General features: G+C 50.2%; 10 protein-coding genes and 1 pseudogene. 6 read left to right on the top strand and 5 right to left on the bottom strand.

Annotation, left to right across the window (positions count from 1 at the left end; translation table 11 throughout):
* The first annotated feature begins 233 nt into the window (after positions 1–233).
* From tkt to E5C26_RS20380, 4 genes are all read left to right on the top strand, one after another.
* Complete coding sequence (tkt, locus tag E5C26_RS20395) at positions 234–2,228, top strand: transketolase (RefSeq protein WP_135317929.1); 1,995 nt, start codon at positions 234–236, stop codon at positions 2,226–2,228.
* 168 nt (positions 2,229–2,396) lie between these two features.
* On the top strand, positions 2,397–3,485 hold the full coding sequence (locus tag E5C26_RS20390) for an ABC transporter substrate-binding protein (RefSeq protein ID WP_135317928.1): 1,089 nt from the start codon (positions 2,397–2,399) through the stop codon (positions 3,483–3,485).
* A gap of 78 nt (positions 3,486–3,563) precedes the next feature.
* Positions 3,564–5,333, top strand: coding sequence for an ABC transporter permease (locus E5C26_RS20385; protein ID WP_135317927.1), 1,770 nt, complete (start codon positions 3,564–3,566; stop codon positions 5,331–5,333).
* On the top strand, positions 5,326–6,396 hold the full coding sequence (locus E5C26_RS20380; protein WP_135317926.1) for an ABC transporter ATP-binding protein: 1,071 nt from the start codon (positions 5,326–5,328) through the stop codon (positions 6,394–6,396). The genes E5C26_RS20385 and E5C26_RS20380 overlap by 8 nt, the downstream gene beginning before the upstream one ends.
* A gap of 134 nt (positions 6,397–6,530) precedes the next feature.
* On the opposite strand, the gene E5C26_RS20375 is transcribed toward E5C26_RS20380, so the two are convergent.
* A complete protein-coding gene (locus E5C26_RS20375; RefSeq protein ID WP_135317925.1) occupies positions 6,531–6,926 on the bottom strand; it encodes a hypothetical protein in 396 nt (131 codons plus the stop codon).
* A 9-nt stretch (positions 6,927–6,935) separates the two neighbouring features.
* On the bottom strand, positions 6,936–8,726 hold the full coding sequence (locus E5C26_RS20370; protein ID WP_135317924.1) for an inositol phosphate phosphatase SopB: 1,791 nt from the start codon (positions 8,724–8,726) through the stop codon (positions 6,936–6,938).
* A 496-nt stretch (positions 8,727–9,222) separates the two neighbouring features.
* On the opposite strand from E5C26_RS20370, the gene E5C26_RS20365 reads away from it, so the two are divergent.
* Together E5C26_RS20365 and E5C26_RS20360 are read left to right on the top strand one after the other, a co-directional pair.
* Entirely contained in the window at positions 9,223–10,170 is a 948-nt protein-coding gene (locus E5C26_RS20365) for a hypothetical protein (RefSeq protein WP_135317923.1), read from the top strand.
* Positions 10,171–10,487: 317 nt separating this feature from the next.
* A pseudogene (locus tag E5C26_RS20360) lies at positions 10,488–11,500 on the top strand (IS3 family transposase).
* A gap of 181 nt (positions 11,501–11,681) precedes the next feature.
* On the opposite strand, the gene E5C26_RS20355 reads toward E5C26_RS20360, so the two are convergent.
* The 3 genes from E5C26_RS20355 to E5C26_RS20345 form a co-directional block, all read right to left on the bottom strand.
* Positions 11,682–12,329, bottom strand: a complete 648-nt coding sequence (locus tag E5C26_RS20355) for a T3SS effector cysteine hydrolase SpvD family protein (RefSeq protein WP_135317922.1) — start codon at positions 12,327–12,329, stop codon at positions 11,682–11,684.
* A 344-nt stretch (positions 12,330–12,673) separates the two neighbouring features.
* Positions 12,674–13,582 (bottom strand): hypothetical protein, encoded by a 909-nt coding sequence (locus E5C26_RS20350; RefSeq protein ID WP_135317921.1) that lies wholly within the window; start codon positions 13,580–13,582, stop codon positions 12,674–12,676.
* Between the two features lie 270 nt (positions 13,583–13,852).
* Positions 13,853–14,731 carry a DUF4765 family protein gene (locus tag E5C26_RS20345; protein WP_135317920.1) on the bottom strand — a complete coding sequence of 293 codons (879 nt, stop codon included), beginning with the start codon at positions 14,729–14,731 and terminating at the stop codon, positions 13,853–13,855.
* Positions 14,732–14,945: the final 214 nt, after the last annotated feature.

Below are 14,945 nucleotides of genomic sequence, written 5' to 3'. Positions count from 1 at the left end.
TATCTTCCTGTGATAGTAACAAGGGGGTAGGGCCATTTTAATCTAAAGAAATCTTGCCGCCTGAGACTAGTGTACGCTGGCAATCAGGAAAATAGTGTTATTCCGAAAAACCGACCAATTGTGCTAATAAGTTGTGAACTCGCTCTCATTTGGCATTAGGGATTGCCGTTTTAATGCTGAGTCTGAGAAAATAGAAAACTTGACTGATTTTTTAATCCGACCTGGAGTAAAACATGTCCTCTCGTAAAGAGCTTGCCAACGCCATCCGCGCACTCAGCATGGACGCCGTACAAAAAGCAAATTCCGGCCACCCGGGTGCACCTATGGGCATGGCGGACATCGCCGAAGTCCTGTGGCGTGACTACCTGAACCACAACCCGACCAACCCGCACTGGGCTGACCGTGACCGCTTCGTCCTCTCCAACGGCCATGGCTCCATGCTGATTTACAGCCTGTTGCACCTCACCGGCTACGACCTGCCGATGAGCGAGCTGGAAAACTTCCGCCAGCTGCACTCCAAAACCCCGGGCCACCCGGAATACGGCTACACCCCAGGCGTCGAAACCACCACCGGCCCACTGGGTCAGGGCATCGCCAACGCCGTCGGTTTCGCCATTGCCGAACGCACCCTGGGCGCGCAGTTCAACCGCCCGGGTCATGACATCGTCGACCACCACACCTACGCCTTTATGGGCGACGGCTGCATGATGGAAGGTATCTCCCACGAAGTCTGCTCGCTGGCCGGTACCCTCAAGCTCGGCAAGCTGACCGCGTTCTACGATGACAACGGCATCTCCATCGACGGTCACGTCGAAGGCTGGTTCACCGACAACACCGCCGAGCGCTTTGAAGCCTATGGCTGGCACGTGGTGCGTCACGTTGATGGCCACAACCCGGACGCCATCAAGGCCGCCATTGAAGAAGCCCGCAAGGTCACCGACAAGCCGTCGCTGCTGATGTGCAAAACCGTGATTGGTTTCGGCTCCCCGAACAAGGCCGGGACCCACGACGTGCACGGTGCTGCGCTGGGCGCCGCCGAAGTGGCCGCCACCCGCGAAGCCCTGGGCTGGAAATACGCCGCCTTCGAAATCCCGCAGGACATCTATGCCCAGTGGGACGCCAAAGAAGCCGGCAAAGCCAAGGAAGCGGCCTGGAACGACAAGTTCGCTGCCTATGCCAAGGCCTTCCCGGAGCTGGCTGCCGAGTTCAAACGCCGTGTGAACGGTGAACTGCCGGCCAACTGGAAAGCCGAAGCCAAAGCCTTCGTGGAAAAACTGCAGGCCAACCCGGCCAACATCGCCAGCCGCAAGGCCTCACAGAACGCGCTGGAAACCTTCGGCAAGGTACTGCCGGAATTCCTCGGCGGCTCCGCTGACCTGGCACCGAGCAACCTGACCATGTGGTCCGGCTCCAAGCCGCTCAACGAAGACCTGGCGGGTAACTACATCCACTACGGCGTGCGCGAGTTCGGCATGACCGCCATCACCAACGGCATCGCGCTGCACGGCGGCTTCCTGCCGTACTCGGCGACCTTCCTGATGTTCGTGGAATACGCCCGTAATGCAGTGCGTATGGCAGCGCTGATGAAAATCCGCAACGTGTTTGTCTACACCCACGACTCCATCGGTCTGGGCGAAGACGGCCCGACGCACCAGCCGGTTGAGCAAATGGCCAGCCTGCGCGTGACCCCGAACATGAGCACCTGGCGCCCGTGTGACCAGGTGGAATCGGCGGTAGCCTGGCAGTACGGCATTGAGCGCAACGACGGCCCGACCACGCTGATTTTCTCGCGTCAGAACCTGACCCAGCAGCCGCGTACCGCAGAGCAGCTGGCCAACGTCTACCGTGGCGGTTATGTGCTGAAGGACTGCGCCGGTACGCCGGACGTCATTCTGATTGCCACCGGGTCGGAAGTGGGCATCACCGTGGAAGCGGCAGACCAGCTGACTGCGGCTGGCCGTAAGGTGCGCGTGGTCTCCATGCCGTCCACCGACGCGTTCGACAAGCAGGATGCGGCGTACCGTGAATCCGTGCTGCCGGCGGCCGTGACGGCGCGAGTGGCGGTGGAAGCAGGTATCGCGGACTACTGGTACAAGTACGTGGGCCTGAACGGCGCCATCGTCGGCATGACCACCTTTGGTGAATCTGCCCCGGCAGAGCAGCTGTTCAAAGAGTTTGGCTTCACCGTGGACAACGTGGTGGCCAAGGCGCAGGCACTGCTGAAATAAGCTGTATTGTGTTGCTTTACTCAAGCCCGGCAAATTGCCGGGCTTTTTACTGGACAAAAATCGCCCAACCTCACAAAACACGAAGATAAAAAATCAACGGCGTTGCTTAAGAACACTTATTAACTATATGTTAATTTTTAGTTTCTTAAATGTAACCAGGAGTTGATCATGTTGACAAAAATCGGCGCGTCGGTGGTGGCGATGGCGGTACTGGGTACAGTGCCTGCTTACGCTGAATTTCCAGCAGGTTATCCAGCCGACTATCAAAAAATTGTGGATGGCGCCAAGAAAGAGGGCAAGGTCGTGGTGTACTCCACCACCGATACCAAGGCGGCCGGCCCGTTGATCCAGGGGTTCGAAGCCATGTATCCGGGCGTAAAGGTCGAATACAACGACATGAACAGCACCGAGTTGTATAACCGCTATATCAGCGAGCAGGCGGCGGGAGGCACCAGCGGCGACGTAGTATGGAGCTCGTCGATGGATACCGCACTGAAGCTGGCAACCGACTATGCACAGGAATACGCTTCGCCGGAGCAGGGCCAGTTGCCCAAGTGGGCAGTATGGAAAGAGAAGGCCTACGGCACCACCTATGAACCGGTGGTGTTCATCTACAACAAACGCCTGATCCCGCAGGGCGATGTGCCGGACTCCCATGCCGCGCTGGCCAAACTGATTGCCAGCCAGACCGATAAATTCAAAAAGAAAGTCACCACCTATGACATTGAAAAGTCAGGCTTGGGCTTCATGTTGTCGGTGCAGGACTTCAAGGCCGATCCGAACTATTTCGCCACCCTGGCTGACGTCGCCAAAGGGGGACTGGCGGTGCAATCCTCAACCGGTACCATGATGGAAAGGGTGTCATCCGGGGAGAACCTGATTGGTTTCAACATTCTGGGTTCCTACGCCGAAGCTCGTGCCAAAACCGACCCTTCGCTGGGCATCTCTTATCCGAAGGATTACACCCTGGTACTGTCGCGGGTGTCCTTTATCAGCAAAGAAGCGGCTAACGCCAACGCGGCAAAACTGTGGCTTAACTATGTGTTGTCGGAAAAGGGTCAGAGCATTCTTGCCAATCAGGCCGACATTCCTTCGATTCGCAATGATATTGAAGGTAAAAACGACATTGACGGCCTGACCAAAATGCTTGGCAAAGCGCTCAAACCGATCCCGGTCGATGAAAGCCTGCTGGAGTATCTGCAGCCGGCCAAACGGCTGGATTACATCAAGCAATGGCGTACCGCCGCCGCGAAATAACCAAGGTTCCGGACGCGCGTCTGCCATTGTGGCGCGCGCCCTTTGGTCGTCGTCGTTTACAACCATCGGGATATCTTTATGAAAGCATGGCGCAGAAAGTGGCAGAGCCTGCCGCGCGGCTTGGTGGTGTTGATAACCGCACTGGTTATCTATGTGCCGCTGTCGTTTATCGTGATCCAAAGTTTCCTCTCCGCTCCCTTTTTCTCCCCCTCCAAGGTGTTCAGCCTGGAGGCGTTCCAGTTTATTTTCACCGATCCGGATTTTTACAAGGCGCTGAAAAGCGGGTTTATTCTGGCTTTCGGCCTGGTGGTGATCGCCATTCCACTGGGGGGCATTCTGGCCTTTTTGATGGTCAGAACCGACTTGCCCGGCCGGCGCTTTATTGAACCGCTGATCCTGGTGCCGATCTTTGTCTCGCCGATGGTCCTGGGTTTTGGCTACGTGGTGGCCGCCGGGCCGGTCGGCTTCTTCTCGCTGTGGGCGGAATCGCTGTTGGGCTTTGTGCCGTGGAATATCTATTCGATGGCCAGCATCGTGGTGATCGCCGGGCTGACGCATGTGCCGCACGCCTATCTTTATATTTCTTCGGCCTTGCGCAGCGTCGGTTCCGACGTGGAGGAAGCTGCGCGAACGGCGGGGGCCTCGCCTTTGCAGGTGATGACGGCCGTTAGCTTGCCGATGGTGCGGCCCTCGATTCTGTACGCCGGGGTGTTGCTGTTCTTCCTCGGGCTGGAAGTGTTCGGCCTGATGCTGGTGCTGGGCGATCCGGAAGGTAACCTGGTGCTGGCGACCTACCTGTATCAACTGACCAATAAGCTGGGTACGCCATCTTACCATTTGATGGCGGCGGTGGCGGTGGTGCTGATCTGCATCACCATTCCGTTGGTAATGTTGCAGCGTCGCCTGATGCGCACCGCTAACCGCTTCGTCACCGTCAAGGGCAAGGCGTCGCAGGCGCGGGCATTGCCGCTGGGTAAATGGCGCTGGGTCGCCGGTGCGGTGGTGGTGTTTTGGCTGACGGTGACCATCGGCGTACCGCTGGTGGGGGTGGTGCTGCGTGCCTTTATCTCCAACTGGGGCGTGGGCGTTTCAATCTGGGACGAACTGTCGCTCAATACCTTCCGCACCATCTGGCAGCAACCCAACCTGCTGCGGGCGATCGTCAACTCGATGGCGATTGGGGTGTTCGGCGGCGCGCTGGCGGTGGTTTGCTACCTGTTTATTGGCATCGCCATGCACCGCAAACCCGACGGGGCTACCCGTTTCCTCGATTACAGTGTGCTGGTGCCGCGAGCGGTGCCGGGTCTGCTGGCGGGGCTGGCGTTCCTGTGGGTGTTCCTGTTCCTGCCGATGTGGCTGGACAAGTCTTTAAAAGAGGGCTGGCTGTCGGCGCTGCCGGTGGCCGAGTGGCTGCGGGAAAACCTGATCGTCTGGCTGCGCTCCTTGCGCAGCACCATCTTCAGCGTCTGGCTGGCATACACCGTGGTGTGGATGGCCTATGGCCTGCGACTGATCTCTTCGACGCTGCTGCAAGTGGGGCCAGAGCTGGAAGAGGCAGCGCGTAGCGCTGGCGCGAGCCGGGGGCAAATTACCCGTCACGTCACCATTCCGCTGTCGCGTTATGGCCTGATTGGTTCCTGGCTGCTGATGTTCCTGATTTTCGAGCGCGAGTATTCCACCGGGGTCTATCTGTTGTCTCCGGGGACCGAAACCATAGGTTCGATGTTGGTTTCCCTGTGGGCGGCGGGCGCGATTGATATCGTAGCGGCCCTCTCGTTCATTAATATCCTGCTGGTGGTGTTGGGGCTGGGTATTGCCCTGCGCTTTGGAGTGAAATTACATGATTGAACTTTCGGTAGAGAACCTGCATTTAACCTACGGCGACAACCCGGTGTTGAAGGGCGTCTCGATGGATTTAAAGCGTGGCGAGGTGGTTTCGCTGTTGGGGCCGTCGGGCAGTGGTAAAACCACGCTGCTGCGGGCGGTGGCCGGGCTGGAAAAACCGACCCAGGGCCGTATTATCATCGGCAGCAATACGGTTTATGACGGCAGCGCGCGCAGCGAAATTCCGGCGGAGGAGCGCAACCTGGGGCTGGTGTTCCAGTCCTATGCCCTGTGGCCGCATAAAACCGTGTTTGAAAACGTCGCCTATCCGCTGAAGTTGCGCAAAGTCGCCTCGGCGGAAATCAACCAGCGGGTGCAGGGCGTGCTCGACCAGCTTGGGCTGGGGCATTTGGGCCAGCGTCATCCGCATCAATTGTCCGGTGGCCAGCAACAGCGCGTGGCGATTGGCCGGGCGCTGGTGTACAACCCGCCGGTGATCCTGCTCGATGAGCCGTTATCAAACCTCGATGCCAAGCTGCGCGAAGAGGCGCGGGTGTTCCTGCGTGAGTTGATCATCAAGCTGGGGCTTTCGGCGCTGATGGTGACTCACGATCAGAACGAGGCAATGGCCATCTCCGATCGCATCTTGTTGCTCAACAACGGAAAAATCGAGCAGCAGGGCACGCCGCAGGAAATGTACGGTTCGCCGTCGACCCTGTTTACCGCCGAGTTTATGGGCAGCAATAACCGGCTGCACGGCAAGGTTACCGAGCTGAGTGAGGGTAAAGCACGCATTGAAGGCAAAGACTGGGCGCTGTGGGGCATGGCGGGCGCGGGGGTAAAAGCCGGTGAAGAGGCCACTGCGGTGATCCGTGTGGAACGCGTGCGCCTGGTGGATGACCCACAGGGCAATCAGCTTGAGCTGCCGCTGCTGACCAGCATGTACCTCGGCGATCGTTGGGAGTATCTGTTCCGCACCGTTGCCGAAGATTTCGTGGTGCGCGCTTATGGCACCGAAGTTCGCGAGCAGACGTTGTGCCGTCTTTCACTGCTGGCCGAGCACCTGTGGATTTTTCCTAAGGCTTAACTGAAAAAACCGCGTCCCATAATGGGGCGCGGTGTACGCAACTACAAATCCAGTACCAGCCGTTTTTCAGGGAAAAACAATAAGTTAAAGATATTTTGGGTTGTGTGTTTATATGGCGTTACTGAGTGTCTCTATTACATCACTGCAAATGAACAAAACCATTCCTGATAGCTAATGAGTCTCTTTAGTTGTTCCAATACGGCAGATGCGTGACTATCCTCTACGCTCAATGTGACGGTGCAATTTACCTTTTCACTCGCTGCATTTATAGAGAACACTGCTTTATTATCTTCAGGTTGATATTTGTTGGCCATGAGCAATGCAATAAGACACTGTGTATCCTTGGGAATATCACCCAGTTCTGCATTGATTTCCATTATCTCCATATCGCCGTTTATTTCATGGCTTATAGTAACAATCAGGCCATCTTGAAACTCCATAACTAACTCATGGTCTTTTTCAAGATAAATATGTGTGTCATCAGCGTCAAGCTGTTCTAATAACTCTGTTATTAACGTTTCAAATGTCACGGTTTCCCCTTAAGCTTTCACTGCACCAGACAAACCTTCGAGTAATGCTGCTGCATGTGGCAGCAAGTTATTGCGGTTTGATTGCACAGAAAGGTCTTTCTTTATACCCATGAATTTATGTCTTCCTTCATTGACCTTGTAACCGGCCACACCAGTACAAGCTTTCTGAATCTCTAAGCTCCCTGACTCAAATATAATTTTTTCTAATACCTGGGAGCGTTCATCTGTCATTTTGGCAAATTGGTCAACAATTTCATTGTTACCACGTTGATGTTGCAACACCAACGTTTCTTTGATTTTTACATCAAGATAGCCCGTTCTATCTTTACCACTCATGCAGTTCCAGGCAGGGACGGCTCCCAATTCGTTACTGAGCAAACTCACAAGTACAGGTAGTGCGTAAGCGTTACCCTCGTCCTTATGATGCATGCCGAGATCAATGACTTTTTGAATTTGAGCGATATATGACTGCACCCGTGCGTATTTTCCTTCCTGACCTTGCTCTTTTATTTCTTTTGCTTTATTTAGTAGTTGGGTAAATAAGGGCGCATTATGTTTATCGGCCCATTTCCAGCCACTTACGTCAACTTTTGGAAGCTTATTCAAAATCTTTAATGCTATAGGTGCGCTAGACTTCAGCTTTGCTAAACCGTTTACACCAAAGCTAAATGGCAGCACGTCAAGTTTTAACGTAACCTCCTGGAGCTGGCCATTTTTATCTGGCACATTAATCTTATACTCTCCTTTATTTGATTTTTGTGTGGCTCTTTGCCAGGCCTCTTGCTGACCAATTTCATATTTTTTGTATTTGAGGCCCTTGGTTGGCGTTAGCAAGGAACTGGATACGATTGTTAAGGGGAAAGGCTTCTCTGTACCGTACGTTGCAATATGTTCCAGTATCGCTTCATGCTTGACATCGGCTGCCGCAGTGATCACCTCATAGGTTCGCCGATCGGCACCCTGGATTTGTTTCGTTGGGTCCTTTTCGCCAAACGGCATATTGACACCGTGACGAACGCCCTGGAATTCAACATCTGCACCCTTGAACTCGGTTGTCCATAGGTTCACGGCATGCCTTGTCTCCTGTGTAGCCATGCTGCTGACGCCGCATAAGCCATTTTGTCTATAATTATCGCTCAAAGCTGCCAGGCGGGATGCTGGTAGCATAGTACTTTCATAAGAGTTGGATTTACCAGCTTGCGATGGTAGCTCGATTTTTTTTTGGAGAGGTTCCCAAAGGGATTTTTTTTTACCAAGTTCAGCAGCAAAACCAATTCGTAATTCATTCTTAATAAGCGTTTCAATTTTATTGTTTTTGAACGCTTTGGCGCCGACGTTTTCCCGAATGGTATGGATGATGGTATTTGTTAGATGTTTTGAAAATTCCTTACAGTGTTTAATATCGAGTTTTGTAGCAATCCCGCCGTCACCTAATTTGCTGCCTAAGTTTTTAAATTCCGTTAATAACTTATCCTTAAGCGGGTCCAGGATTTTGGCAGAATAAGGCAGTTTTCCGATCATATTGATTGTATTTTCAAATACAGTGAATGACAGGTCCCTCAAGTTTTCTTTAGAGGCCTGTAGATGCTCTGGTTGCGTTAGCATAAGTGCTAATGACTGTTTTTCTATTGAGTCAGGGAGTGATGTACCCCTTTGCCCGCTATGGTCAATGGCCCGGGCGAATAGTCTTACCGGCCCCAGGCCGTGCTCCCCTTTGGCAATATTTTGTAGAGCGTTTATGCTTGACGCTGAGCCATAATGCGAACGAGTTGTGGTAAGAATGTTTTTAATTGGAGCCATTTTTTTATTTCCCTGTTGGTTGAAAACATCATATTTTACATCAACCAGAGAAAACAAACTTTCAGTAAACGCTTTTTTTCATAACGAGTGACATACTGAAGATCGGAATGAACTTCCCCTGGAAATATCAACAAATATGTGGAGCTAAAACGGGTGTGTTGAAACTTTTTGTAAAAAAACCATTAAAAAGTCGTTTTATTATATTCTTAGATAACATGACTAGTAGACAGTGTTTATCAGGGGCTCATTCAATTTTTACAGAGATCACCCCGCTAAATAGCTGCGCCTGATAGTGCTGCAGGTGAGGAGCATGCAGCACCCCGACGCGCGGTGAATCCGTCCATGGAGGCTCGTATCACGCGTCCATACGCTCAACGGTCGGCTACCTGCATGCTTCCCACCTGCCTCAAACTTAGGGTGTAGCGGTATTAAACGCAGTTATTTAGGACGTGTACCATATTGAAAACCAAAAAATGACGATTATAGGAAGGTGATAATGACTATTTTAAGAGGGCCAATTGGAGCAGCTGTCGTAAAAACCTCATCTCCGGTAACACCGAAAGACTCTGATTCTAATAATGGAAAAAACCTTAGAAAGTTATTTAATAATCTAACGCAAGTACAAAATAATAGTCAGTCACTTAAATCAAAAGCAAATGTGGACTGTTCAAAAAATAATGGTTTATTAGATGAGCTGGCTACCAAACTGGCCAAGCGAGCTGGTGATGCTGATATTGCAGAAAAAAAAACAATAGGGGGGGAGTTAAAACCGTGGCAGAAGGAACTTGTTGAGCAGAAGGAAACATATGCCCGTTCAGTGTATGACCGGCAGGCTGCTGAAACGAAAGAAGAGGCCAGAGTGACCGCTGCACTCAACGCAGAAGCAGCGGAGAAAGCGAAAAAAAAGGCTAACGAAGCAGAGAGGGCTAATAGAGCACCAGTTACCCTGAAGATGGATGCAAACGGCATTCCATTGCCACCTCCACCTCCCGGGATTCATGTGTCGCAAAAACTATTCGCCTCAATCAATGAATTTAAAAAAATAGCTGTCTGTGATCCGAGGAAAAGAGGAGCCGATGGAACAGATGGAACAACAAATAAACCCTTGATGGCTAATCTATTAGATGAACTTGCAATCAAACTGGCCAAGCGAGCTGATGTTGCAGGTATAGAGGGGGAAAAACCATTCGAGGGGGAGTTAAAACCATGGCAGAAGGAGCTTGCCGAACAGAAGGAAACATATGTCCGTTCAGCGTATGATCGGGAGGCTGCTGAAGCGAAAGAAGAGGCCAGAGTGACCGCTGCACTCAACGCAGAAGCAGCGGAGAAAACGAAAAAAAAGGCTAACGAAGCAGAGAGGGCTAATAGAGCACCAGTTATCCTTAAGATGGATGAAAACGGTATTCCTCTACCACCGCCGCCGCCAATGAGTCGGTTTAAGTAAAATACGACGGAGTCTGCCCGCAATTCTGCGTAACTATTCACTTGTCAAAGACGGTCGCTGGGAGTATTTGTTCCGTGCCCTTGCCGGGGATTTTTTGGTGCGGGCTTATGGCAGTGAGGTATGCGGACAGGAGCTGCCGGTAGAGTATCTGTGGTTTTTCCCTGGATTAAATCTCCCCAGGGGCGAATATATTAGCCCCGTTTAACCAAGCCGCGGCATTGAACTGCACCCCAAATGTTGGATAGTCATCTGACATTTTGGAGTGCCCCCGTACCCGTAGACAAATCTGCCATATAGTTTGAGCATAGGAGGAGTTTATGGGCACACCACGATTTACCCCCGAGTTTAAACAGGAGGCCGTGCGTCAAATTACTGAACGCGGCTACTCTGTTGCCGAAGTTGCTGAGAGGCTGGGTGTTTCCGTGCACAGTCTGTATAAGTGACTCCGCAGTATCAAACCCGATAACAACGAACGCCAGGTCAGCGATCTGCTCGAAGCCAGAACGGAGATCCTTAAACTGAAGGCCCAGTTGAAACGAGCTGAAGAGGAAAGGGATATTTTGAAAAAGGCAGAGCGGTACTTTGCAAGGGAGCCTGACTGAAGTACCGCTTCATTAACGATCACCGGGATACCTGGTCGATCGTAACTATGTGTCGGGTTCTCAAGGTTGCCCGTGCGGGATTTTATGTCTGGCTTCATTACCCTGTTTCTGCAGGAGAAAAGGATAACCATCGGCTGCTGGGATTAATCCGCGACTCTTACGCATTGAGCGGCGGAGTTTACGGTTACCGCAGGATCCACGGTGATCTGCGCGAAGTCGGTGAAGTGTGCAGCAAAAACCGTGTTGCCAAAATAATGAAGCAAAACAAGATACAAGCCGTGCATGGCTATAAGATCCCCTGTGGCCCCAGGGGGCGACCGTCATTGATCGCGCTTAACCGCGTGCAACGGGAGTTTACGGTCGTGAAGTTTATACATTACTGCGAAATCAAAACAGGCAGGTCAACAGCATCCCGATAACGACTTGACTCTTAGAAGGGCGTCCAGTGCTGGCAATACCAGATGGCAGCTTATCAGCATGAGTTACGGAGTCATGGGATAGAACAGAGCATGTCCCGCAAGGGAAACTGTCTGGACAATACAGTAATGGAAAACTTCTTCGGTCATCTGAAAGCGGAACTGTATTACTTACAACACTTTGATAATGTGGAGCAACTATCACAAGAGATAGTAAGCTACATTGATTATTACAATAATCGTCATATCAAGCAGAAACTAAAAGGCCTGAGTCCCGTGGAATACAGAACGCAGGCCTTGAGTGCGACATAAATTTAAACCGTCCAACTTTTTGGGGTGCAGTTCACATGCAACGCCCTTATAAATCTACGCGCGGAAAATACCCAATCACAAATTCAGCTCCAGACGTTTCAGACGCACTTCCCCGTGAGAATGACCATAATATCAATGGGCTGCCTGACCTTTTCGCAAAGCACTCATTGTTTCTATTTAGTTATTCATTATTTTCATGATAGGCCCTGATGTAAAATTGTGCTGGTAAAGGAAAGTGAGTATTTAATTGTTCAAAAGTAGGAAGCGTATTGGATGTTTTCCATGAGTCTATGAATTGCACATAGGGCCTATCCTCTTCACATATAATGACAGCATTAAAATCATGTCCGCACTCACCAATTAACGGGATGGTGTAGTTTGTTGCTGTAATTATAAAAGAGCTTTCCCTGTTAATATCATAGCGTCTTGAAATTTCATTTCTCACTTCATCAAGTGAGTTAAAGCAATGTGATAATTCAATTCCTTGACCGAAAATCACTCGATCAACAATGGTGGTTTCGAATCCAATAGTAGGTGACATTGTATTTTTTGAACTTAAGATATCCTGCCGGTGATGGATGTTGTAATGTAAGCAAGCTGATAATAACACACAATTCCCAGAATAATGAAGGTATGTGTTATTGACATGCGCTGCCATTTTTTTTAAATTTTTTTTGCTCAGGTTTTGTGGGTAAACTATATTCTCTTTATTTTCAATACAAAGAGCATCTTTAATCCTTATAACGTCGTTTAAATCATCATCTTTGACATTCCTTGAGTTTATAAGCGAAATTATATTTTGTGGTTGGGTGTGGCCAGTTGCTTTCATTATATTCCTATTTAAAAATTTCATTGTAAATGTTGAAGGGTGATTTTTCTTTCAGAAATCGACCTTTAGCCATGAATGGGTATTTAAACTGAATGTTTTTTGTTAGTTAAAACCAATAAATTAACAGGGTTTTAGGCTCCGTTATTCCTCAAGCCCCATATGCTGCGCCTCCAGCTAAAACAGTGAGTGATAGCTTACCACCCTCGCTGTTTGTAACAATGCCACTACAACTACACATTAAAACCGACAGGAAGATAGCGACATTTAAGCTGGAGTTTAGCCGTGACCCACAAAGAAAGCTTTTTCTGTGAATTTGATTAATTTTCCTGTCGTGTTAGTCGCTTCTAGGCTCTACCACGAGTCAAACCGAAGCCATGCTTCCCTATCTGGCCAAAATGAATTGACTTCTCCCCTGGCTGCCAGGTCACCTTGATACGGGCACCTTGCTTTTCATAAAAGGCGGCCAGCTGCTCTTGGCTGCTGACAATGCTCCATTCGCCGCGGTTGCAAATGGCCAATGAGGGCGGTGTCTCTCCCTTGGCCACCATGGCTCTGCATTCTTTTTCCGGTAGCACTGACGGTAAAGCGACAGCTGGCGCGAGTTTTTGACGAAGATCCGGCTCACGGGTGCTTACAAAAGCTGGGTAATTCGCCTGCGGGCCATGCTGCACCATTCTGTGCTCGGTATGGCTGCCTGCCTCCGAGCGGTGCGGTTGCACCGTAGCCACTGCCTCATTGATGGCTTTGCGGATAAAATTCTCCTCGGAAGATTCAACGCTTACTGCATGGCGCTGTCCGGTAAAGGAAATCATATCGTGCAAGTCATAATCACCGGTTACGACTGTCCTTTCCCAATTTGGCAGAGACTTCAAAGCGGCAAGGTTAGCATCTTGCGGGTTGGCAAAGTCAATCGGCGCATAGAAATTCCCCTTCCCATCCGATCGTGCCTGCGGCATGGTCGACTGCTGCCATTGCGCTGCGGCCGCCCTGGTGACAAACACGCCAATAGGTGTTGCGCCCTCCCAGTGTGCCGCTAAACCCTGCAAGCCGCTGTCCTTGACAGCTTGTAGCATGCCCGGCTGCACACGGCTGGATTTCAGTGTTTTTTCCAAGATGGAGTGGGGTTTGGTGGCCGCACCCTTGTCCAGCCACTCCAGCGCATCCGTCCCGGTGTCACGAAAGCTGACTGAGAAATTACCCTTACGGGCAGCTTCGGAGATTACGATCAGGTGTGACTTGGTGATAAAACCCATGTCAACAACCCGCTGTTCCCCCTCGCTCAATAACCTGGATTGACCCGCCTGACGGGCTGATTCCCGTACAGTTTCGAGTCTGTTCGTGTCGGCTGCCCCCCCCCTTGCCAGCTTGTATGCCGGTGCGGGGCTTGCCCTCTGCAAGACCCCCAGCCTTTGCTTGGTTGTGGTCGTCGGCAACGCCACTGGTGTTTGGCTCAGGTTTGGCAAAGAGATTGTGCTTAACATGGCTTTTCCTTTAAAGGCCGCGATGTGCTTTGCCAAATTGGTTTATGAAGCATTAGGAAGTGAAAGTTCTGGCTTGCCATATGTCCTGTCATAGACCTCCAAAATTTTTATCGGGGCACTCCTGTTAACCACCAAACCTGATTCACTATGGCTTCCTGGAGCAAGATAGCGTTGTTTTATTTTGACAACAACACCATAGCGACCTCTTGAGAAACCATCAAAAGTAGAAATATCAGTACTAAACTCCGGTATGAATCCGCCTTTGCTTACTTGTTTCTTTCTCTCGCTTTCAAGTGGTGATGGTGTATTGATGTCTGCTTTATCGCCTGCAGACTGATTGCTAAGCATGTTAACAACAGCTGCGCTACTGGTACCCCTATATAAGATATATTCTTTATCTGGAGTAAGCCCCTTAGATACTTCATCCAGGATAAGGCTATAATCAAGTGCTTTATATTGGCCTTCCAGTTTTTTTGGAAGAGGTCCGTCATCATCTATATCATTCATATAATCGTCATCGGTTACATCTAGCTGACTATAAGCTGGAAGCTTGTTAATTGTTTTATTTATTGATGAAGTAGGATGCGTGCTATGTTCCTTGAGTTTCCGGGGTGAGTTCAAAAATGTATGAGGTTTTTCTGGTGAGGTTTCTTTATTATTTCTCAAGTGATTTTTAGTAATGTTTAATACGTATGTCGGTTTTTTAATGACAGGGTTGGCTTTATTTTCCTGAGCAGCCTTGATGTTATTTGTTTTAGTTGCATCTCCAGGTCTTTTTATGAGGGTTACAGATGTATTTGTCACTCCGGAAAGTTTTTGTAGCAGTTTAATGTTTCGTGTGGACGGGTTTGTTTCGACTAATTTAATGGCTGCTTTCGTGTTGCGGAATACGTGAGCTTTTAAATGAGTGATTATAAACATAATGTATCTTCTCCTGTGTCAATTAGCATGAAGTGTTAAAATCACATAATTCTGGATTGTTTGATATAAAAAATCGCTGCGACCTAAATTTTTAATTCAAAGTTTAATATAGTGACTTAATACAATATTTCTAACCATGACCCGAACTTGTCCACGTGCATTCACCCACAACCGAAGATCAGTTCGACCTGCATTTATCCAGCCTTCGTTCAAA

This window comes from Serratia proteamaculans, from assembly GCF_004684015.1.
GTDB lineage: Bacteria > Pseudomonadota > Gammaproteobacteria > Enterobacterales > Enterobacteriaceae > Serratia > Serratia proteamaculans_F.
Note: the sequence above shows the minus strand (reverse complement) of the source record. Positions and strands in the feature narration are given on the sequence as shown.